Annotated in this window: 18 protein-coding genes; 10 read left to right on the plus strand and 8 right to left on the minus strand. The window is 72.7% G+C overall.

The genetic code is table 11. The features are described from left to right. The first annotated feature begins 40 nt into the window (after positions 1 to 40). From OG776_RS30150 to OG776_RS30160, 3 genes are all read left to right on the plus strand, one after another. The gene (locus OG776_RS30150; protein ID WP_148013526.1) at positions 41 to 772 is read left to right on the plus strand and encodes a VIT1/CCC1 transporter family protein; all 732 of its coding nucleotides are present in this window, start codon (positions 41 to 43) and stop codon (positions 770 to 772) included. A 404-nt stretch (positions 773 to 1,176) separates the two neighbouring features. Continuing rightward, positions 1,177 to 5,769: a glutamate synthase large subunit gene (gene gltB, locus OG776_RS30155; protein ID WP_148013525.1), complete on the plus strand. Its 4,593-nt coding sequence runs from the start codon at positions 1,177 to 1,179 to the stop codon at positions 5,767 to 5,769. Beyond that, a complete protein-coding gene (locus OG776_RS30160; protein WP_148013524.1) occupies positions 5,762 to 7,222 on the plus strand; it encodes a glutamate synthase subunit beta in 1,461 nt (486 codons plus the stop codon). The genes gltB and OG776_RS30160 overlap by 8 nt, the downstream gene beginning before the upstream one ends. A gap of 113 nt (positions 7,223 to 7,335) precedes the next feature. On the opposite strand, the gene OG776_RS30165 is transcribed toward OG776_RS30160, so the two are convergent. Together OG776_RS30165 and OG776_RS30170 are read right to left on the minus strand one after the other, a co-directional pair. Further along, positions 7,336 to 8,184 carry a chitosanase gene (locus tag OG776_RS30165; protein WP_148013523.1) on the minus strand — a complete coding sequence of 283 codons (849 nt, stop codon included), beginning with the start codon at positions 8,182 to 8,184 and terminating at the stop codon, positions 7,336 to 7,338. Positions 8,185 to 8,476: 292 nt separating this feature from the next. After that, the gene (locus tag OG776_RS30170) at positions 8,477 to 9,442 is read right to left on the minus strand and encodes a rhomboid family intramembrane serine protease (RefSeq protein ID WP_187285982.1); all 966 of its coding nucleotides are present in this window, start codon (positions 9,440 to 9,442) and stop codon (positions 8,477 to 8,479) included. Between the two features lie 191 nt (positions 9,443 to 9,633). Between OG776_RS30170 and OG776_RS30175 the strand changes: the two genes are divergently transcribed. Both OG776_RS30175 and OG776_RS30180 read left to right on the plus strand, forming a co-directional pair. Next, on the plus strand, positions 9,634 to 10,353 hold the full coding sequence (locus tag OG776_RS30175) for a vWA domain-containing protein (protein ID WP_329322834.1): 720 nt from the start codon (positions 9,634 to 9,636) through the stop codon (positions 10,351 to 10,353). After that, a complete protein-coding gene (locus OG776_RS30180) occupies positions 10,350 to 10,937 on the plus strand; it encodes a HutD/Ves family protein (protein WP_329322835.1) in 588 nt (195 codons plus the stop codon). Before OG776_RS30175 ends, OG776_RS30180 begins: the two co-directional genes overlap by 4 nt. 49 nt (positions 10,938 to 10,986) lie before the next feature. On the opposite strand, the gene OG776_RS30185 is transcribed toward OG776_RS30180, so the two are convergent. After that, positions 10,987 to 11,955 (minus strand): acyl-CoA dehydrogenase, encoded by a 969-nt coding sequence (locus tag OG776_RS30185; protein ID WP_329322836.1) that lies wholly within the window; start codon positions 11,953 to 11,955, stop codon positions 10,987 to 10,989. Beyond that, on the minus strand, positions 11,955 to 13,094 hold the full coding sequence (locus OG776_RS30190; RefSeq protein ID WP_148013519.1) for an acyl-CoA dehydrogenase family protein: 1,140 nt from the start codon (positions 13,092 to 13,094) through the stop codon (positions 11,955 to 11,957). Before OG776_RS30190 ends, OG776_RS30185 begins: the two co-directional genes overlap by 1 nt. A gap of 60 nt (positions 13,095 to 13,154) precedes the next feature. Here OG776_RS30190 and OG776_RS30195 point away from each other — a divergent pair, with 60 nt between their 5' ends. The 3 genes from OG776_RS30195 to OG776_RS30205 all read left to right on the plus strand — a co-directional run bounded on the left by OG776_RS30195 (position 13,155) and on the right by OG776_RS30205 (position 15,859). After that, a complete protein-coding gene (locus OG776_RS30195) occupies positions 13,155 to 13,946 on the plus strand; it encodes an SDR family oxidoreductase (RefSeq protein WP_148013518.1) in 792 nt (263 codons plus the stop codon). Positions 13,947 to 13,961: 15 nt separating this feature from the next. After that, on the plus strand, positions 13,962 to 14,573 hold the full coding sequence (locus OG776_RS30200) for a TetR/AcrR family transcriptional regulator (RefSeq protein WP_148013517.1): 612 nt from the start codon (positions 13,962 to 13,964) through the stop codon (positions 14,571 to 14,573). A gap of 128 nt (positions 14,574 to 14,701) precedes the next feature. Next, complete coding sequence (locus OG776_RS30205; RefSeq protein ID WP_329322837.1) at positions 14,702 to 15,859, plus strand: acetyl-CoA C-acetyltransferase; 1,158 nt, start codon at positions 14,702 to 14,704, stop codon at positions 15,857 to 15,859. Between the two features lie 137 nt (positions 15,860 to 15,996). On the opposite strand, the gene OG776_RS30210 is transcribed toward OG776_RS30205, so the two are convergent. Genes OG776_RS30210 through OG776_RS30225 form a run of 4 tightly spaced genes read right to left on the minus strand, consistent with a single transcriptional unit; the run spans position 15,997 to position 19,584 of the window. Continuing rightward, the gene (locus OG776_RS30210) at positions 15,997 to 17,100 is read right to left on the minus strand and encodes an NAD(P)H-dependent flavin oxidoreductase (protein WP_329322838.1); all 1,104 of its coding nucleotides are present in this window, start codon (positions 17,098 to 17,100) and stop codon (positions 15,997 to 15,999) included. Then, positions 17,100 to 17,873 carry a CoA-transferase subunit beta gene (locus OG776_RS30215; protein WP_329322839.1) on the minus strand — a complete coding sequence of 258 codons (774 nt, stop codon included), beginning with the start codon at positions 17,871 to 17,873 and terminating at the stop codon, positions 17,100 to 17,102. Before OG776_RS30215 ends, OG776_RS30210 begins: the two co-directional genes overlap by 1 nt. Continuing rightward, entirely contained in the window at positions 17,870 to 18,727 is an 858-nt protein-coding gene (locus OG776_RS30220) for a CoA transferase subunit A (RefSeq protein ID WP_329322840.1), read from the minus strand. Before OG776_RS30220 ends, OG776_RS30215 begins: the two co-directional genes overlap by 4 nt. Beyond that, positions 18,724 to 19,584, minus strand: a complete 861-nt coding sequence (locus tag OG776_RS30225; RefSeq protein WP_329322842.1) for an enoyl-CoA hydratase family protein — start codon at positions 19,582 to 19,584, stop codon at positions 18,724 to 18,726. The genes OG776_RS30220 and OG776_RS30225 overlap by 4 nt, the downstream gene beginning before the upstream one ends. 83 nt (positions 19,585 to 19,667) lie before the next feature. Here OG776_RS30225 and OG776_RS30230 point away from each other — a divergent pair, with 83 nt between their 5' ends. Continuing rightward, positions 19,668 to 20,480 carry an SDR family oxidoreductase gene (locus OG776_RS30230; protein ID WP_329322843.1) on the plus strand — a complete coding sequence of 271 codons (813 nt, stop codon included), beginning with the start codon at positions 19,668 to 19,670 and terminating at the stop codon, positions 20,478 to 20,480. Then, complete coding sequence (locus OG776_RS30235) at positions 20,477 to 21,406, plus strand: SDR family oxidoreductase (protein ID WP_148013511.1); 930 nt, start codon at positions 20,477 to 20,479, stop codon at positions 21,404 to 21,406. The genes OG776_RS30230 and OG776_RS30235 overlap by 4 nt, the downstream gene beginning before the upstream one ends. Positions 21,407 to 21,423 lie beyond the last annotated feature (17 nt).

Consider the following 21,423-nt stretch of genomic DNA (forward strand, 5'->3'; position numbering starts at 1 on the left):
AAAGTAGAAGCAGTCCAATCGCATGTTCTGGGGGACCGGTATGTCCATCATCGAGACCGAAGCCGCGCTGCACGAGGCGCACCGGGACAACCACACCCACCGCGATGTGAACGGCGGCTGGCTGCGCCCGGCGGTGTTCGGCGCGATGGACGGGCTCGTGTCCAACCTGGCCCTGATGACCGGCGTCGCCGGCGGCGACGTGTCCCACCGGACGCTCGTCATCACCGGCCTCGCCGGCCTGGCCGCGGGCGCCTTCTCCATGGCCGCGGGCGAGTACACCTCCGTCGCCTCGCAGCGCGAACTCGTCGAGGCCGAGCTGGACGTGGAGCGCCGGGAGCTGAGGAAGCACCCGAAGGACGAGGAGCGTGAGCTCGCCGCGCTCTACGAGACCCGCGGCGTCGAGCCCGCGCTGGCCCGCGAGGTCGCCCGGCAGCTGTCCCGCGACCCCGAGCAGGCCCTGGAGATCCACGCGCGCGAGGAGCTGGGCATAGACCCCGGCGACCTGCCCTCGCCCGCCGTCGCCGCCGTGTCGAGCTTCGGCTCCTTCGCCCTCGGCGCGCTCCTCCCGCTGCTCCCGTACCTGCTCGGCGCGACCGTCCTGTGGCCCGCGCTGCTGCTCGCGCTCGTCGGGCTCTTCGGCTGCGGTGCCGTGGTGGCCCGCGTGACGGCGCGCTCCTGGTGGTACAGCGGAATCCGGCAGCTCGCGCTCGGAGGCGCCGCCGCGGGTGTGACGTACGCCCTGGGCAGCCTGTTCGGTACCGCCGTAGGATGAGGGTAGGCGCGGAGCTATGCAAGGGACTGCATAAGTAGCCGTTACTCGCTGGTTTCGAATACTTAACCACTGGGCATGAGCCGTAAGCGCTGCGGGCAATGAGGCCTGTTCCGCACCACCGCGGCGGGCGACGTTGCCTGCCGCGCCCCGGCCCCACGGACACCGATCTGTCCGCCTGGGTCCCCTTTCACTCCAGTGACGCGCGCCGTACCCACGCCGCGCCCCCCGGTGTCCGCATGTTGGAACGCAGTATCCGGTTCCCGGGAACGGCTCCATCATGTAACCTGCACGAAATTTTGCATCCCCCCAGCAGAGGGCCAACGTCGTCCCTCGGCACACGCTCCCCCAGACGCCTTCGAAAGCGCTGGGAGGTGCCCCCAGCCACGACGACGACGGGAGAGCCGATGCGTTCGCCGCGCCAGCCGTCCCAGCACTCCACGCATGGCCAGAACTGGTCCTTCATGGATGCTCGCCCTGCTGCTCAGGGTATGTACGACCCCCGCAACGAACACGACGCCTGCGGCGTCGGCTTCGTCGCGACCCTCACCGGCGAGGCGAGCTACGCGCTGGTCGAGCAGGCGCTCACCGTGCTGCGCAACCTGGAACACCGCGGTGCCACCGGCGCCGAGCCCGACTCGGGCGACGGCGCGGGCATCCTCTCCCAGGTCCCGGACGCGTTCCTCCGCGAGGTGGCCGGATTCCAGCTGCCCGAGGCCGGCGCCTACGCCGTCGGCATCGCCTTCCTGCCCGGCGACGGCACCGAGGACGCCGTCTCACGGATCGAGACGATCGCCGCCGACGAGGACCTGACCGTCCTCGGCTGGCGCGAGGTGCCCGTCGCCCCCGAGCTCCTCGGCGCCACCGCCCGCTCCACGATGCCCGTCTTCCGCCAGATCTTCGTCGCGGACGGCGTCTCGACCGGCATCGACCTGGACCGCAAGGCGTTCGTGCTGCGCAAGCGCGCCGAACGCGAGGCCGGCGTCTACTTCCCGTCCCTCTCCGCGCGCACCATCGTCTACAAGGGCATGCTGACCACCGGCCAGCTCGAACCCTTCTTCCCGGACCTGTCCGACCGCCGCTTCGCCTCCGCGATCGCGCTCGTGCACTCCCGGTTCTCCACCAACACCTTCCCGAGCTGGCCGCTCGCCCACCCGTACCGCTTCGTCGCGCACAACGGCGAGATCAACACGGTCAAGGGCAACCGCAACTGGATGAAGGCCCGCGAGTCCCAGCTCGTCTCCGACCTGTTCGGCGACAAGGGCCTGGAGCGGATCTTCCCCGTCTGCACGCCGGACGCCTCCGACTCGGCCTCCTTCGACGAGGTCCTCGAACTCCTCCACCTCGGCGGCCGCTCGCTCCCGCACTCCGTGCTGATGATGATCCCGGAGGCCTGGGAGAACCACGGCTCCATGGACCCGGCCCGCCGCGCCTTCTACCAGTTCCACTCCACGATGATGGAACCCTGGGACGGCCCGGCCTGCGTCACCTTCACCGACGGCACCCAGGTCGGCGCGGTCCTCGACCGCAACGGTCTGCGCCCCGGCCGCTACTGGGTCACCGACGACGGCCTCGTCGTCCTCGGCTCCGAGGTCGGCGTCCTCGACATCGACCCCGCCCGGGTCGTCCGCAAGGGCCGCCTGCAGCCCGGCCGCATGTTCCTCGTCGACACCGCCGAGCACCGCATCATCGAGGACGACGAGATCAAGGCCGGCCTCGCCGCCGACCTGCCCTACGCGGAGTGGCTGGAAGCCGGCGAGATCGAGCTCTCCGACCTGCCCGAGCGCGAGCACATCGTGCACACCCACGCCTCGGTCACCCGCCGCCAGCAGACCTTCGGCTACACCGAGGAGGAGCTGCGGATCATCCTCGCGCCGATGGCCAAGGCCGGCGCCGAGCCGATCGGCTCGATGGGCACGGACACGCCGATCGCCGCGCTCTCGCAGCGCCCGCGCCTGCTCTTCGACTACTTCACCCAGCTCTTCGCGCAGGTCACCAACCCGCCGCTGGACGCGATCCGTGAAGAGCTGGTCACCTCCCTGCGCTCCTCCCTCGGTCCGCAGGGCAACATCCTCGAACCGACGGCCGCCTCCTGTCGTAGCGTCACCCTGCCCTTCCCGGTGATCGACAACGACGAGCTGGCCAAGCTCATCCACATCAACGCCGACGGCGACATGCCCGGGATGAAGGCCGCGACCCTCTCCGGCCTCTACCGCGTCTCCGGCGCCGGCGACTCGCTCGCCGCCCGGATCGACGACATCTGCGTCGAGGTCGACACCGCCATCGAGAACGGCGCCCGGCTGATCGTCCTGTCGGACCGTCACTCCGACGCCGAGCACGCGCCGATCCCCTCGCTGCTGCTCACCGCGGCCGTCCACCACCACCTCATCCGCACCAAGCAGCGCACCCAGGTGGGCCTGCTGGTCGAGGCGGGCGACGTCCGCGAGGTCCACCACGTGGCCCTCCTCATCGGCTTCGGCGCCGCGGCGGTCAACCCCTACCTCGCGATGGAGTCGGTCGAGGACCTGGTCCGCGCCGGCACCTTCCTGCAGGGCATCGAGGCCGAGCAGGCCATCCGCAACCTGATCTACGCGCTCGGCAAGGGCGTCCTCAAGGTCATGTCCAAGATGGGCATCTCCACCGTCGCCTCCTACCGCGGCGCCCAGGTCTTCGAGGCCGTCGGACTGGACGAGGAGTTCGTCGCCCGGTACTTCAGCGGCACCGCGACCAAGATCGGCGGCGCCGGACTCGACGTCATCGCCAAGGAGGTCGCCGCCCGGCACGCCAAGGCCTACCCGGCCTCCGGCATCGCGCCCGCCCACCGCGCCCTCGACATAGGCGGCGAGTACCAGTGGCGCCGCGAGGGCGAGCCGCACCTGTTCGACCCGGAGACGGTCTTCCGCCTCCAGCACTCGACGCGCTCCGGCAGCTACGACATCTTCAAGAAGTACACGGACCGGGTGAACGAGCAGTCCGAGCGCCTGATGACGCTCCGCGGCCTGTTCGGCTTCACCTCCGACCGCCCGTCGATCCCGATCGACGAGGTCGAACCCGTCAGCGAGATCGTCAAGCGCTTCTCCACCGGCGCCATGTCGTACGGCTCCATCTCCAAGGAGGCGCACGAGACCCTCGCCATCGCCATGAACCAGCTGGGCGGCAAGTCCAACACCGGTGAGGGCGGCGAGGACGCGGACCGGCTCTACGACCCGGCGCGCCGCTCGTCGATCAAGCAGGTCGCCTCCGGCCGCTTCGGCGTGACCTCGGAGTACCTGGTCAACGCCGACGACATCCAGATCAAGATGGCGCAGGGCGCCAAGCCCGGCGAGGGCGGCCAGCTCCCCGGTCACAAGGTGTACCCCTGGGTCGCCAAGACCCGGCACAGCACCCCCGGCGTCGGCCTGATCTCCCCGCCGCCGCACCACGACATCTACTCCATCGAGGACCTGGCCCAGCTGATCCACGACCTCAAGAACGCCAACCCGCAGGCCCGCATCCACGTGAAGCTGGTCTCCGAGGTCGGCGTCGGCACGGTCGCCGCGGGCGTCTCCAAGGCGCACGCGGACGTGGTCCTCATCTCCGGCCACGACGGAGGCACCGGCGCCTCCCCGCTCACCTCGCTCAAGCACGCGGGCGGCCCCTGGGAGCTCGGTCTCGCCGAGACCCAGCAGACCCTGCTGCTCAACGGCCTGCGCGACCGCATCGTCGTCCAGACCGACGGCCAGCTCAAGACCGGCCGCGACGTCGTCATCGCCGCCCTCCTCGGCGCCGAGGAGTTCGGTTTCGCGACCGCGCCGCTCGTCGTCTCCGGCTGCGTCATGATGCGCGTCTGCCACCTGGACACCTGCCCGGTAGGCATCGCCACCCAGAACCCGGTGCTGCGCGAGCGGTTCGCCGGCAAGGCCGAGTACATCGTGAACTTCTTCAAGTTCATCGCCGAAGAGGTCCGCGAGATCCTCGCCGAGCTCGGCTTCCGCACCGTCGAGGAGGCCGTCGGCCACGCCGAGCACCTCGACGTCACCCGGGCCGTCGACCACTGGAAGGCACAGGGCCTCGACCTGTCCCCGCTCTTCCACGTGCCCGAGCTGCCCGAGGGCGCGGTGCGCCACCGGGTCGTCGCCCAGGACCACGGTCTGGAGAAGGCGCTCGACAACGAGCTGATCAAGCTCGCCGCCGACGCGCTGGCCGCGAACTCCCAGGCCGACGCCCAGCCGGTCCGCGCCCAGGTCGCGATCCGCAACATCAACCGCACGGTCGGCACCATGCTCGGCCACGAGGTGACGAAGAAGTTCGGCGGCGCGGGACTGCCCGAGGACACCATCGACATCACCTTCACGGGGTCGGCGGGCCAGTCCTTCGGCGCCTTCCTCCCGCGCGGAGTCACCCTGCGCCTGGAGGGCGACGCCAACGACTACGTCGGCAAGGGTCTCTCCGGCGGCCGGATCGTCGTCCGCCCCGACCGGGGCGCCGACCACCTCGCCGAGTACTCGACCATCGCGGGCAACACCATCGCGTACGGCGCGACCGGCGGCGAACTCTTCCTGCGCGGCCGCACCGGCGAGCGCTTCTGCGTCCGCAACTCCGGCGCGACGGTCGTCTCCGAGGGCGTGGGCGACCACGGTTGCGAGTACATGACCGGCGGCCACGCCGTCGTCCTCGGCGAGACCGGACGCAACTTCGCGGCCGGCATGTCCGGCGGCATCGCCTACGTCGTCGACCTCGACCGCGACAACGTCAACGCGGGCAACCTGGACGCCGTCGAGGCGCTCGACGACGCCGACCGACAGTGGCTGCGCGACGTGGTGCGCCGCCACCAGGAGGAGACCGGCTCGACGGTCGCCGGGAAGCTCCTGGCCGAGTGGGACACCGCCGTCGACCGCTTCAGCAAGATCATCCCCAGCACGTACAAGGCAGTGCTCGCCGCCAAGGACGCCGCCGAGCGAGCCGGACTCGACGAGTCCGAGATCACCGAGAAGATGATGGAGGCGGCGACCAATGGCTGATCCCAAGGGCTTCCTGAACCACGGCCGCGAGGTCGCCACGACCCGCCCCGTCGAGGAACGCGTCAAGGACTGGAACGAGGTCTACGTCCCGGGCTCGCTCCTCCCGATCATCTCCAAGCAGGCCGGCCGCTGCATGGACTGCGGCATCCCGTTCTGCCACAACGGCTGTCCGCTGGGGAACCTGATCCCCGAGTGGAACGACTACGCCTACCGCGAGGACTGGCAGGCCGCGTCCGAGCGTCTGCACGCCACGAACAACTTCCCGGAGTTCACGGGCCGGCTGTGCCCCGCCCCGTGCGAGTCGGCGTGCGTGCTCGGCATCAACCAGCCCGCCGTGACCATCAAGAACGTCGAGGTCTCGATCATCGACAAGGCGTGGGACAACGGGGACGTCGCCCCGCAGATCCCCCAGCGCCTGTCGGGCAAGACCGTCGCGGTCATCGGCTCGGGCCCCGCGGGCCTGGCCGCCGCCCAGCAGCTGACCCGGGCCGGCCACACCGTCGCCGTGTACGAGCGTGCCGACCGCGTCGGCGGCCTGCTGCGCTACGGCATCCCCGAGTTCAAGATGGAGAAGCGGCACATCAACCGCCGTATCGAGCAGATGCGCGCGGAGGGCACCCGCTTCCGCACCGGCATCGAGATCGGCCGCGACCTCAAGGCGACCGACCTGCGCAGGCGGTACGACGCCGTGGTCATCGCCGCCGGTGCCACGACGGCGCGCGACCTCCCGGTCCCCGGCCGTGAACTCAAGGGCATCCACCAGGCCATGGAGTACCTGCCGCTGGCCAACAAGGTCCAGGAGGGCGACTACGTGGCGCCCCCGATCACGGCCGAGGGCAAGCACGTCGTCGTCATCGGCGGCGGCGACACCGGCGCGGACTGCGTGGGCACCGCCCACCGCCAGGGCGCGGCGTCGGTCACGCAGCTGGAGATCATGCCCCGCCCCGGCGAGGAGCGGAACCCCGGCCAGCCCTGGCCGACGTTCCCCATGCTCTACAAGGTGACCTCCGCGCACGAGGAGGGCGGCGACCGCGTCTACTCGGTCTCCACCACCCACTTCGAGGGCGACGAGGACGGCAACGTCCAGTGGCTGCACCTCGCCGAGGTCGAGTTCGTCGACGGCCGGCTCAACCAGAAGCCCGGCACCGAGCGCCGGATCCCCGCCCAACTGGTCACCCTGGCCATGGGGTTCACCGGCACCGACGTCGAGAACGGCGTGGTCGCCCAGTTCGGCCTGGAGCTCGACGCCCGCGGCAACATCGCCCGCGACGCCGACTTCGCGACCAACGTGCCCGGCGTGTACGTCGCCGGTGACGCGGGCCGCGGCCAGTCCCTGATCGTGTGGGCCATCGCGGAGGGCCGCTCGGCCGCCCGCGGGGTCGACCGCTTCCTGACGGGCGCCAGCGGACTGCCGGCCCCGATCCGTCCCACGGACCGCTCCCTGATGGTCTGACGCTCCACCCCAACAGACGTCCCGTACAAAGGCGTACGGAACTGAACGCGGCGCCCGCCTTGTCCCCGACCGGACGGTGGTGGGCGCCGTGGTGCGTCCCGGCCCGGCCGCCGCTACCGCGCGACCCGGTACGTCTCCCCGTACACCTTCCATTCCAGCGGTGTGTCCAGGCCGAGGTTGCCGTCGTCGAGGAACGTCCGCTGGGCCGTGTCGATGCGGGACGTGTCGTGGTGGGCGCGCTCCCGCTTCATCGCGGCGCGGCGGACGTCCAGGAAGATGTCGAGCCAGACCGTCTCGGAGCCGCCCTCGGCGGGGGTGTCGGCCTCGGCCAGGGCGCGCCGGCGCAGCCCGTAGAAGCCGTCGGGGCCGTTGCCGGGGCCGTGCATCACCATGGCGTCGTAGTAGATGAACTGCCCCAGTGTGCCGAGGCCGTCGAGCTCGGCACGGTGGACGGCGGGGTCGAAGTAGACACGGTCGCGCTCCGCGTCCTGGGCCTCGCGGAAGGCGGCCGCCTTCGCCTCCTCGCGCCAGGCCTCCGGGAACCCCGGGTCGAGCCCCGCGTGGGAGTCGGTGCCGTCGACCCGGCGCAGCGCGGGCAGATAGCGGGCCAGGCCGTTGCCCGGGTGGTCCCTCGTGTAGCGCTCGACCAGCGAGAGCAGATCGTGGGTGCCGGTGCAGAAGCCGATGAGCCCCGCCGTGTACCCCTGGCCGTCGCCGATGTCCTCGATGTAGCCGTACGCGCCGCGCCAGTTCAGCGTGGAGTTCTCGGCGCTCGCCACGAGCTCCTGGGCCAGCTCCTTCCTGTCCGGCGCGGCGAGGCCGGGGCCTTCCGTGCGCCGGGTGGCCTCCCGGCCCGGGGACCCGGCCGCCTCGTCCGCGCCGAGGAACCCCGGGACGGCGAACCAGAGCGCCGCCGCGGTCAGGGGGAGGACCGCGAGGAGAAGGAGGCGTGCGCGTTTCATGTCCTCAGCGTAGGGGCGGGCCGGAGCGGGCCCGCTCCGGCGCCCGGACGGTCGACGGCTGCGGCGCGCTCCGTCGGCCGGACCGGGCCCGCGCCCCCGCAGGGCTGTCGCCCCAGACCCCGCATCGCCCCAGCGCCCGCATCGGCCTGGACGGCCTCGTCCTCAAGCGCCGGACGGGCTGGAAGGTGTGGGCCGGGGCCGAGAGGTGACGGGCGGGGGCAGGTGACGGGTGGTGAGAGGTGGCGGATGAATCGGGTGGGGGAGTCCGTCCGGCGTGCGCGGGGGTCCTTCCTCAGGCCGCTCCGTTCCGCAGTGCGACGGTCTTCGCGACGGCCAGCCCGACCAGCAGCACCAACAGGCCCGCGCAGGCGGCGCCTTGGACCAGGGCGCGCCGCCCGTCTCGGGGCGCGTAGGCGTAGGCGAGGGTGACCACACCGCCGGCCAGCAGCCCGCCGAGATGCGCCTCCCAGGAGGTGAGGGCCGCCGAGATCAGCATCCACAGCAGCAGGCCCGCCATGAACCGGTTGACGCCGTTCATGTCCGCGCCCAGTCGGCGGCCCATGACCCAGTACGCGGCGCCCAGTCCGAAGATCGCGCCCGACGCGCCCAGCGTGAGGTCGTCCGGCGCGGCCAGCAGTACCAGGACGGACCCGCCGAGCGCCGACAGCAGGTACAGGGCGACGTACCGGACCCTGCCGAGCTGGACCTCCACCATCCGGCCCAGATTCCACAGCACGAGCATGTTCATCACGAGGTGCGTGATCCCGAACGTGCCCTCGGTGGGCGGGAGATGGAGGAACGCGCCGGTCAGCATCCGGTACCACTCCCCGCCGGCCACGCCCTCCGGCCGGAGGACCGCGGGGTGCGGTGACTGCCAGAGGTAGTGCCCGCCGTCCGGTGCGACCAGCCTCGCGCCCAGCATCGCGAAGCGGTCGACGACCGCCGGGCGCACCACCTCGCCCACGTACGCCAGTACGTTCAGCGCGATCAGGACGTACGTGACCACGGGCACCGCCGTGATGCGTCCGCCGAACGCGGTGCGGGCCTGCCGGACGGACCGGGCGCCCTCCTTCACGCACTCCACGCACTGGTGGCCGACGGCCGCCTCGCGCATACAGGCGGGGCAGATGTAGCGGTCGCACCGGGTGCAGCGCACGTACGACTCCACCTTGGGGTGGCGGTAGCAGGTGGTGGCGGGCGGCCCGGCGGGCCCGGCCGACGTGACGGGTGGGGTGGACGCGGCGGACTCGGATTCCACGGCCGGCTCCTTGGCGGTACGGACATGCGGGAGGGAAGGGCGAGCCGGTGGGGTCGGCGGCGAACAAAATAGCGAACGTGGGTGTACGGGTGGGACGGCAGGGGTCGGTCGTGGTGACGTACCCTCGTCACTCCCACCCAGCTCGACGCACCGAACCCGTACCGAAGTACCCAAGCGCCGAAGGAGCCCGTGTGCCCGGGATCAGCCTCAGCAAGGTGGAGGAGACCGCGCCCGCGCTGGTCAGTCTGTACAAGAGCGCCGGTGTCTCCCTCGCCCGGCACGGGCTGGAGGGGCAACGGGCCGCCGTGTACCTGGTGGTCGACCACTCCGGGTCGATGAAGCCGTACTACCGCGACGGCAGTGTGCAGGCGCTCGCGGACCGGGTGCTCGGCCTGTCGGCGCATCTCGACGACGACGGCACGGTCCCGGTGGTCTTCTTCTCCACGGACATCGACGCGGTCACCGACATCGCCCTCGGTGACCACCAGGGGCGGGTGGAGCGGATCGTCGCCGGACTCGGGCACATGGGCAGGACCAGTTACCACCTGGCCATGGACGCGGTCATCGACCACTACCTCGACAGCGGCTCCGCGGACCCCGCGCTCGTGGTCTTCCAGACCGACGGCGGACCGGTCAACAAGCTCGCCGCCGAACGGTACTTGTGCAAGGCGGCGAGACTTCCGCTGTTCTGGCAGTTCATAGGGTTCGGTGACCCGGACAGCAAGCAGTTCGACTTCCTGCGCAGACTCGACGAGCTGGCCGTCCCGCAGCGGCGCGTGGTCGACAACGCCGGTTTCTTCCACGCCGGTTCGGATCCTCAGGAGCTGGGCGACGAGGAGCTCTACGGCCGGATCGTCGGCGAGTTCCCGCAGTGGCTGGCGGCGGCGCGGACGCGGGGGATCGTGCGATGACCGTACGGTCGCTGACCGCCGCCGGGCGCGTCGCGGTGCCCTGGAAGAACGGCGGCGGGGTGACGCGGGAGATCGTCGCGGGGCCCGAGGGGGCCGGTACGGACGGCTTCCGGTGGCGGGTGAGTCTCGCCGACGTCGGCGCAGACGGGCCGTTCTCGTCGTTCGCCGGGGTGGACCGGACCCTCACCATGGTCGAGGGCGAGGGGATGGATCTGACCGTGGACGGCGAACACCGGCGGGTCGACAGGCTGTTCGTGCCGTGGTCCTTCCCCGGCGACCTGCCCACCGACTGCCGGCTGCTCGGGGGCCCGGTCGTGAATCTGAACGTCATGTGGCGCAGGGACGGCGGGGCGAACCCGGTCGTCACGGTCGCGCCGGGGGGTACGGCCGTCACCGTGCCCGCGGGCCCGGAGGTGCTGATCGTCGCGCTCGACGGAGCCGCAGAGGTGGCCGGGCTGACCCTGGCCCGGTACGACGCGGCGCTGCTGAGCGGTGAGGACGCCGTGCTGCGGCCGGCCGGCCGCGCGGCCGTCGTCCGGTTCACCGGAGCACCGGGCCCGGGCTCGGCACCGACCGGGCGGTGACGTCCCGTCCGCGTCGGCGGGGACGGCGTGCCGACGGGGCCACGGCGCGTCACATGCGGGCGGCGCGGCCCTCGAGGACGGCCGTCCGGCACGCGGCCGGGCCGCCCCAGGCGGTGCGCAGGACGCGGGCCCTGGTCAGCCACAGGGACAGGTCGTACTCCGCCGTGTAGCCGATCGCGCCGTGCAGCTGCAGTGCGGTGCGCGCGGTGGCGTACGCGGCCTCGCAGGCGGTGACCTTGGCCGCGGCGACGTCGGCCGGGGCCATGGTCAGGGCGGCCCCGAAGAGCAGCGGGCGCGCGAAGTCCAGGGCGGTCCTCGCGTCGGCGAGCCGGTGCTTGACGGCCTGGAAGGAACCGACGGGGACCCCGAACTGGGTGCGGCGCCGGACGTGGGCGACCGTCCGGTCGAGGAGCGCGAGACCCACGCCGAGGGCCTGGGCCGCGGTGGCGAGCCGGGCCCAGGTGACGGCGTGCTCCACGGGAGGCGCGCAGCACAGGAGTTCACCGCCCGCGGTCAGCGGGGTGAGGCGGCGGGCCGGGTCCAGACAGCCGCGGACCGGCCCGTGACCGGGGGCCAGCCGCAGTTCGCCGGCCGTCAGGGCGAGACGGACGGCCGCCGTGTCGCCGTCCGGCGCGTACGCACCGTCGAGGGCCAGGGTCGCCGACGCCTCGCCCGCGACCAGTGCCGGAAGCAGCCGTCCGGCGGGGCCGGGGTCCGCCAGCTCCGCCAGCAGCGCCGCCGCCGCGACCGTCTCGGCCAGCGGTCCCGGAACCGCGTGCCGCCCCAGCTCGACGAAGGCCACGGCCAGTTCCACCGGGAGCGGACCCACCCCCGTGTGGGCGGGCGGTACCGCCAGCGCGAACACGCCCGCCCCGGCCACCCGGGACCACAGCGCTCGGCCGCGGGCGGGCGCGCCCCGGCTCCACTCGCGTACGGCCGACGGCGTGTCCGCGGCCGTCAGCATCGCGTCGAGGGAGTCCGCGAACGCGCGCTGTTCGGTGTCGAGGAGGAGGCGCATCAGCGGCGGCCCTTCGGCAGGCCGAGCAGACGCTCGGCGACGATGTCGCGCTGGATCTCGTTGGTACCGGCGTAGATCGGGCCGGCGAGGGAGAACACGTACCCCTCGGACCACTCCGTGTCCGTCGTCTCGCCCTCCTGGCCGAGGAGATCGAGCGCGGTCTCGTGCAGCGCGATGTCGTACTCGGACCAGAAGACCTTGTTCAGGCTGGCCTCCGGCCCGATGGTCCCGCCGTCCAGGAAGCGGGAGGCGAGGGTGTGGGCGAAGAGCTGGTAGGCGCGGGCGCCGATCAGCGCGTCCGCCACCCGCTCCGCGGCCCACGCCGGGCTGTCCCGGCTTCGCCACAGGGCGAACAGCCGGTCCGCGGCGGCCAGGAAGCGCCCCGGGGAGCGGAGCCGCAGCCCCCGCTCGTCGGCGGCCGTCGCCATGGCGATCCGCCAGCCCTGTCCGGGCTCGCCGATCACGTCCTCGTCGGGGACGAAGACCTCGTCCAGGAAGATCTCGGCGAAGGCCGGCTTCCCGTCGAGACGGCCGACCGGCCGGACCGTGACACCCGGGTCGCGCAGGCCGAACATCAGATACGTCAGCCCCTGGTGGGGTTTCGGCGCGTCCGGATCGCTGCGGAACAGCCCGAAGGCGCGATCGGCGAACGCGGCACGCGACGACCAGGCCTTCTGGCCGCTCAGCAGCCAGCCCCCGTCCGTGCGCACCGCGCGGGAGGTGAGGGACGCCAGGTCGGACCCGGCCTCCGGCTCGGACCAGGCCTGGGCCCAGACGACCTCGCCGGTCGCCATCGAGGGCAGCACCCGGGCGCGCTGCCGGGGGGTGCCGTGGGCGAAGAGGGTCGGCGCCAGCAGGTTGATCCCGTTCTGGGTGACGCGGCCCGGCGCGCCCGCCGCGTAGTACTCCTCCTCGAACACCAGCCAGCGCACGATGTCCGCGTCCCGGCCGCCGTAGGCCGCCGGCCAGGACACCACCGACCAGCGGTCCGCGGCCAGTTCGGCCTCCCACGCGCGGTGCGCGGCGAACCCCTCCCCGGTCTCCAGGGAGGGGAGCGGGACGTCCGGCACATGGGCGGTGAGCCAGGCCCTGGCCTCGGCGCGGAACGCCTCGTCGGCGGGGGAGTGCGTGAGATCCATCGACGGCACCTCTCGACGGCGAGCTTCCCTAACAAGTGTTTGGTAGGTTAGCTTGGGAGGATGAGCGACGTCGAGACTCCCGTCTACGAACCGGGGCACGGACTGCTGAGCGGACGCACCGCCGTCGTCACGGCCGCCGCGGGCGCGGGCATCGGCGGGGCCACGGCCCGCAGGTTCCTGGAGGAGGGCGCGCGGGTGGTGATCAGCGACGCGCACCCGCGCCGCCTCAAGGAGAGCGAGGAAGCCCTGGCGGCCGAGTTCGGCGCCGGGAACGTCACCGCGCTGCCCTGTGACGTGACGGACGACGGACAGGTGGCGGCCCTCTTCGCGCGCACGGACGAGCTCCACGGCGGACTGGACGTCGTCGTCAACAACGCCGGACTCGGCGGCACCTCGGCCCTGGTCGACATGACCGACGCACAGTGGTCGAAGGTCCTCGACGTCACCCTCAGTGGCACCTTCCGGTGCACCCGCGCCGCACTGCGCCGCTTCAAGGAGAGCCCCCGCGGCGGCGTGATCGTGAACAACGCCTCCGTCGTCGGCTGGCGCGCCCAGGCCGGCCAGGCGCACTACGCCGCCGCGAAGGCCGGAGTCATGGCACTCACCCGCTGCGCGGCGGTCGAGGCCGCCGCCTACGGGGTCCGGGTCAACGCGGTCTCCCCCAGCCTCGCCATGCACCCGCACCTGGCGAAGGTGACCACCCCGGAACTGCTGGAGGAACTGACGGGCCGTGAGGCCTTCGGCCGGTACGCGCACCCCTGGGAAGTGGCCAACGTGATCGTGTTCCTCGCCTCCGGCTACTCGTCGTACATGACGGGTGAGGTCGTCGCCGTCAGCAGCCAGCAGGCCTAGCACCACAATGGAACCGTGCCTACCAAGAAGAAGCCCCAGGTGACCGCCACCCCGCAGCGGCGCGGTGAACTCCTCGGCCTCGCCGCCGAGGTCTTCGCCGAGCAGGGCTACGACGCCACGACCGTACGGAAGATCGCGGACCAGGCCGGGATGCTCGCGGGCAGCCTCTACTACCACTTCGACTCCAAGGAATCGATGCTGGAGGAGATCCTGCGGACCTTCCTCGACGAGCTCTGGGACGGCTACGACACCGTCCTCGCCGCCGGTCTCGGCCCCCGGGAGACCCTGGAGGCCCTCGTCACCGAGTCCTTCCGGGAGATCGACCGGCATCGGGCCGCCGTCGCGATCTACCAGAAGGAGTCCCGGCAGCTCGCCGCCCAGCAGCGCTTCGCGTTCCTCGCGGAATCACAGCGCAACTTCGAGAAGGCGTGGCTGAACACGCTGGAACGCGGTGTCGGTGCCGAGGTCTTCCGGTCCGACCTCGACATCCGGCTCACCTACCGGTTCGTGCGCGACACCGTCTGGGTCGCCGCGTCCTGGTACCGGCCCGGCGGACAGCACAGCCCCGAGGAGATCGCCCGGCAGTACCTGTCGATGGTGCTGGACGGCATCTCCGTACGCGCCTGACCCCACACGCCCCTTACCCCATACGCGCCCCAGCTCCATCAGTCCGTCAGCACGCCAGTCCGTCAGCCCGTCAGCACGCCAGTCCGTCAGCCCGTCAGTTCGTCGGTCCCGTCAGCGGAGGAGTCGTCATGGCCGAGGCCTACATCGTCGAAGCGGTCCGTACGCCCGTGGGACGGCGCGGGGGAGGACTGAGCGCCGTCCACCCGGCCGACCTCGGCGCGCACGTCCTCAGGGCGCTGGTCGAACGATCCGGCGTGGACCCGGCCGCCGTCGAGGACGTCGTCCTCGGCTGCCTGGACGCCGTGGGACCCCAGGCCGGGGACATCGCCCGCACCAGCTGGCTGGCGGCCGGACTCCCCGAGGAGGTACCGGGGGTCACCGTCGACCGCCAGTGCGGCTCATCCCAGCAGGCCGTGCACTTCGCCGCCCAGGCGGTCCTGTCCGGCACCCAGGACCTCGTGGTCGCGGGAGGGGTCCAGAACATGACCATGATCCCCATCGCCTTCGCCTCACGGCGGGCCGCCGAGCCCCTCGGCCTCACCGAAGGCCCCTTCGCCGGCAGCGAGGGCTGGCGGGCGCGGTACGGCGACCGGCCCGTCAACCAGTTCCACGGCGCCGAGCTGATCGCCGCCAAGTGGGGCATCACCCGCCGCGACCAGGAGGAGTTCGCGCTCCGCTCCCACCGGCGCGCGGTGCGCGCCCTGGACGAGGGCCGCTTCGCGCGCGAGACCGTCCCCTACGGCGAGGTCACGGCCGACGAGGGCCCGCGCCGGGACACCTCGCCGGAGAAGATGGCGGCCCTCGCCCCGGTCGTCGAGGGCGGCACCGTCACCGCCGCCTGCTCCTCCCAGGTCTCCGACGGCGCCGCCGCGATGCTGCTCGCCTCCGAGCGGGCGGTACGCGAGCACGGCCTGACCCCGCGAGCCCGTGTGCACCACCTCTCCGTACGGGGCGAGGACCCGATCCGCATGCTGTCGGCGCCCATTCCGGCCACCGCGTACGCCCTGAAGAAGACCGGCATGTCCCTAGGGGACATCGACCTCGTGGAGATCAACGAGGCCTTCGCACCGGTCGTCCTCGCCTGGCTGAAGGAGACCGGCGCCGACCCCGGGAAGGTCAACGTCAACGGCGGCGCGATCGCCCTCGGCCACCCGCTCGGTGCCACCGGCGTGAGGCTGATGGCGACGCTCCTGCACGAACTGGAGCGCACGGGCGGCCGGTTCGGCCTGCAGACCATGTGCGAGGGCGGCGGCCAGGCGAACGTGACCATCATCGAACGGCTCTGACCCGGCGCCCGGAAGGGCCAGGAGAGGAGGGGCGGAGCCGGCGCTCCGGAGGGGGGAGGGGGAGCGGGGAGCGTTCTTCACGCGGTGCCCCGGACCGGCGCGCGCCGGTCCGGAGCGGGGCCGGCCGGGCGCGGGCCTCACGCATGCTCGGCGTCTCGGTCATGGCCCGTACGCATACCTGTCCGGGTGGATGTGCTGGGTGCCGAAAGACCCCGGAGGACCTCGTCCGCCTGCGCCATCAGCCCCTCCACCAGCTCCGCGCAGGACGGCAGATCGTCGATCACCCCCGCGACCTGCCCCGACGCCATCACCCCCAGATCCGTCCGTCCGTCCACCATCGCCGCCTTGAGCAGCATCGGCGTGTTCGCGGCGAGCAGCACCTGGCTCCAGGTCAGATCCCTGCCGTGTCTCATGGCGAGGCCGTCGCGGACCATCCGGGGCCAGGAGAGGCCGGACACCCGCCGGAAGGCACCGGCCCGGCGTGCGGCCCGCACGAGCGCTCGCGCGCGGCCGGCCCGCTCCAGGGAGGCGACGAAGTCCGTACGCAGCATGCGGTGCGGCAGCCCGTCGACGGCCCGGGTCACCGTGACGTCCCCGACCCCGGCCGCCAGATACGCCGCCTTCACCGCGTCCGGGACGGCGGAGTCGGAGGTCAGCAGGAACCGCGTCCCCATCGCGACGCCCGCCGCCCCGTACGCGAGCGCCGCGACCAGCCCCCGCCCGTCGTGGAATCCGCCCGCGGCCACCACCGGGATGTCCACGGCGTCCACCACCTGCGGCAGCAGCACCGTCGTCGCCACCTCGCCGGTGTGTCCGCCGCCTTCGCCGCCCTGCACGATCACCGCGTCCGCGCCCCACGCGGCCACCTTCTCCGCGTGCCGGCGCGCCCCGACGGAGGGCACGACGACCACACCCGCCTCCTTCAGCTCGGCGATCAGCTCTCGGGAGGGCGCGAGGGCGAACGACGCGACCCGCACCCCCTCCTCCACGACGATCCGCACCCGCTCGCCGGCGTCCCCCGCGTCGGCCCGCAGGTTCACCCCGAACGGCGCGTCCGTACGGGACCTGACCTCGCGCACCGCGTCCCGCAGCCGGGCGGGGGTCATCGTCGCGGACGCCAGGATGCCCAGCGCCCCGGCGTTCGCCGCCGCGGAGACCAGCCGGGGTCCCGCGACCCAGCCCATGCCGGTCTGCACGACCGGGTGACGGACGCCGACGAGCCGGGTGAGCGCGGTCTCCATCAGCGCCCGCCCTCCCCGGCGCGCGGGACCGGCCCCGCGACCTCGCGGTCCCGGGCACCGCCCGGGTCGATCACCGTACGGATCAACTCCAGCTCCAGCGCCGTCGGTTCGCGGGTGTACGGCACCTCCGCGGGCACGGACAGCCCGAAGCCGGTGGCCTCCCGCACCTCCTCCACCGTGACGCCCGGATGCAGGGAGGCCAGGCGCATGGAACGGTCGGGCGTGGCGAAGTCGAGGACGGCGAGATCGGTCACCACGCGGGGGATGCGATGGAAGCGGGTCGCGCTCGGACCCGCGGCGGCGGCCCGGTCGTACCCCACCCCGCACACCATGTCGACCCGCTCGACGAAGACCCGCCGGGAGTGCTTCGGGATCCAGTAACTGGTCGGGTTGTTCAGTGTGTTGACGGGTGCGCCCCGCACGCCGAGCAGCTGGCGCCGGGGCCGCTCCCAGTCCCCGACGCAGGAGATGTTCTGGTTGCCGAACCGGTCGATCTGGCTCGCGCCCATCATCACGTGCCGGCGTCCGCCGGTCACCGCGGTGAGGTGCCGGCGGTAGGGCAGCCAGCCCTCGGGTGTGCCGTCGGGACCGACGAGCAGGGCCTCGCCGTCGGTCATCAGCAGGTCGGGGGAGAAGGTGCGCCGCGCCAGGCGGGCACCGATGGACGGGATCGTGCCCATCGGGCTGGCGAGTACCTCGCCGTCGTCGCGCCAGGCCTCGGCGCAGGCGATCACGCAGTACTCGGCGCGGGTCACCGCGGGGGCCGGGCTCATCCCCGCTCCTCGTGCCAGGTCCGCACGGCGGACCGGTAGGCCTCTTCGTCGCCGGCGAGGAAGCGCTCGGCGAACTGTTCGTACGGAGTGGCCGCGTACAGCTTCTGGAAGGGTTCGTCGCGTGTGTAGTCGGGGGCGCACGAGGTGAAGTGCGCGCCGTTCGGCGCCTCCACGACACCCGTCACGGCCGACCGGTCGAGCAGCAGCGTCTGCGGCGCGGTCTCCTTGCCGAGCGCGGTGGTGCCGAGATGGTCGACGAGCTGCTCGCAGGAGACGTACGCCGTGTCGGCCGCCTCGCAGAACAGGTCGTCGAAGTACGGGTCCGGGCCGAGGTACTGGCCGTTGCCCGCGCGGTCCGCGCGGTTCATGTGGACCAGGGCCGCGTCCATTCGCAGCGCGGGCATGGCGACCAGGGTCTCCCCGTCCTCGTACGGGGAAGTGACCGTCCTCAGACCGGGGTTGACCCGCATCACGTCCGAGCCGATGCCGGCGCGCACCGGCAGGAAGGGCAGCCGGTTGGCGGCGGCGTGCAGGCCCCACATGAACATCGCCTCGTCGACCTCCGTCAGCGCGAAGGCGCCGCGCTCGCGCGCCGCGCGGTAGTGCGGTTCGAGCGGGATGGAGTCGAGGGTGGTGAAGGCGGTGACCAGCCTGCGGATCCGGCCCGCCGCGGCGAGCAGACCGACGTCCGGGCCGCCGTACGACACGACGGTGAGGTCGGTGACATCGGTGCGGAGCAGCGCTCTGACCAGGGTCATCGGCTTGCGGCGCGAGCCCCATCCGCCGATGCCCAGCGTCATCCCGCTCTCCAGCCGGGCGACGGCCTCGTCCGCCGACATGGTCTTGTCGCTCACCGGCCGGCCTCCTGTTTCCCGTGACCCGCGCCCTTGTGATGCGCGTCCCCGCGATCCGCTTCGCCGTGATGCACGTCCCCGTGATCCGCGTCCCCGCGAGCCGGGGCTTCCCGGCCGAACGTGTCCCGGACGCGGTCGGCCACCCCGCTGAGGCTCGCCTCGAAGGTGAATCCCTGTTCGAAGCGGTAGCTGCGGCGCACGTCCACGGGGTCGATGCCGTTGAGGGCGGCCTTGGCGAGTCTGATCAGCTCGCCGTCCTTGGCGGCGATCTCGCGCGCCAGCTCCAGGGCCGCGGCCCGCAGCCGCGCGCGCGGTACGACCCTCCACACCGAGCCGTGCGCGTGCAGCTCGGCCGCGGTCGCCGTGCGCGCGGTGTAGTACAGCGCGCGCATCAGGTGCCCCGGGACCAGGCGGGCCAGGTGGGTGGCCGCGCCGAGGGCGCCGCGGTCCAGCTCGGGCAGGCCGAAGGTGGCGTCCTCGCTCGCCACGATCGCGTCCGCGTTCCCCACCAGTCCTATCCCGCCGCCCAGGCAGAATCCGTGGACCTCCGCGACGACCGGCACCTCGCACTCGTAGACCGCCGCGAAGGCCTCGGAACAGCCGCGGTTGGCGCCGACCAGCGCGCGGTGGCCCGCGGTCGCGCGCGTCTCCCGCTGCATCTCCTTGATGTCCACGCCCGCGTTGAAACCGCGCCCGGCGGCGGTCAGCACGACACAGTGCGTCCCGGGGTCGCGGCCCGCGGCCCGCACGGCGTCGGCCAGGTCGAACCAGCCGCGCACGGGCAGCGCGTTGACCGGCGGGAAGTCGACCGTGACGACGGAGATCCGGTTTTCCGGCGACGAGGTGGAGACACCCATGGACGCATCAGCTACCTTCCCACCAAACGTTTGTTAGGTGCAGTGTCGAAGCTAGCAGCGAATGCATCCGCGCGGGAGGCCCTGTGGACAACGTGGACGGCACGGACGGCACGGGGGTCTCGGGTCTCGTCGGGCGGACCGTGGTCGTGACCGGCGGGACCCGCGGGGTCGGCGCCGGGATCGCGCGGGCCTTCGTGGGGGCGGGCGCGACGGTGCTGGTCTGCGCCCGAAGGCCCCCCGGAACACCTGTGCCGGGGGTGGAGTTCGTCCCCCTCGATCTCTGCGACCCGTCCGCCGTGCACACCTTCTTCGGTGCGCTTCCCCGGCTCGACGTACTGGTCAACAACGCCGGCGGCGCCCCGTACCGCCCCCTGGCCGACGCCGGCGCCGAGCGGCACGCCCGCGTGATCGCGCTCAACCTGGTCGCGCCGCTGACCGCCTCGCTCGCCGCGTACGCGCACCTCCGGCGGGCCGGCGGCTCGATCGTGATGATCGGCAGCGTGAGCGGGACGCGCCCGTCGCCCGGTTCGGCGGCGTACGGGGCGGCCAAGGCGGGTCTGGAGAACCTGGCCCGTTCGATGGCCGTCGAGTGGGCTCCCGCCGTCAGGGTCAACACCCTCGTCGTCGGCATGGTCCGCACCGAGCTGTCCCACCTGCACTACGGCGGCGAGGACGGCGTCGCCGCCGTCTCCCGGACCGTCCCGCTCGGCCGTCTCGCCGAACCGTACGACGTCGGTGAGGCGGCGGTCTTCCTCGCCTCGGACGCCGCGGCCTACATCAGCGGGGCCTCGCTGCTCGTCCACGGGGGAGGGGAGCGGCCCGCCTTTCTCGACGCCGCGACCGTCAACAGGGCCGACCCTACGGGCCGTTCGGGCCCACCAGGAGGAGAGAGATGAGCGGACCGCTGCTGTGCCGGGAACGGGTCGTGATCGTCACCGGCGCGGGGCGCGGCCTCGGCCGGGCGCACGCGCTCGCGTACGCCGCCGAGGGCGCGCGGATCGTCGTGAACGACCTCGGGGTCGGGCTGGACGGCTCGCCGGGCAAGGACGGCCCGGCCGAGCGGGTCGTGGCGGAGATCCGCGCGGCGGGCGGCGAGGCGGTGGCCCACGACGGCGACGTGGCCACCACCGAGGGCGCCGCGTCCCTGGTGCGCACCGCCCTGGAGACCTACGGACGCCTCGACACCCTCGTCAACAACGCGGGTTTCCTGCGCGACCGGATGCTCGTCAACCTCGACGAGGAGGACTGGGACACCGTCGTGCGCGTCCACCTCAAGGGGCACTTCCTGCCCCTGAAGCACGCGGCGGCGCACTGGCGGGCGGAGACGAGGGCGGGCCGGACGCCGCGGGCCAGGATCGTCAACACGAGCAGCGGGGCCGGACTGCTGGGCTCGGTCGGGCAGGGCAACTACAGCGCGGCCAAGGCCGGGATCATCGGGCTGACCCTGGTCGCCGCGGCCGAACTGGGGCGCTACGGAGTCCAGGTCAACGCGATCGCGCCCGCCGCCCGCACCCGGATGACGGAACGCGTCTTCGCCCGGGCGATGGCGGCTCCGGACGCGGGCTCCTTCGACGCGATGGCGCCCGAGAACGTGTCGCCGCTGGTCGTGTGGCTGGGGGCGGACGCGAGCGCCGGCGTCACGGGACGCGTCTTCGAGACGGAGGGGGGCCGCATCACGGTCATGGAGGGCTGGCGGCCGGGGCCGGGCGCGGACAGCGGCGCCCGCCGCAGCCCCTCGGAGGCCGGGGAGACGGCCCGGCGGCTGCTCGCACGCGCGCAGCCGCCCGGCGCGGTGTACGGGGCGGGCGGCGCGCCGGGGTGAACCGGCGGACGGGCCGG

It is taken from the genome of Streptomyces sp. NBC_01689 (assembly GCF_036250675.1).
GTDB lineage: Bacteria > Actinomycetota > Actinomycetes > Streptomycetales > Streptomycetaceae > Streptomyces.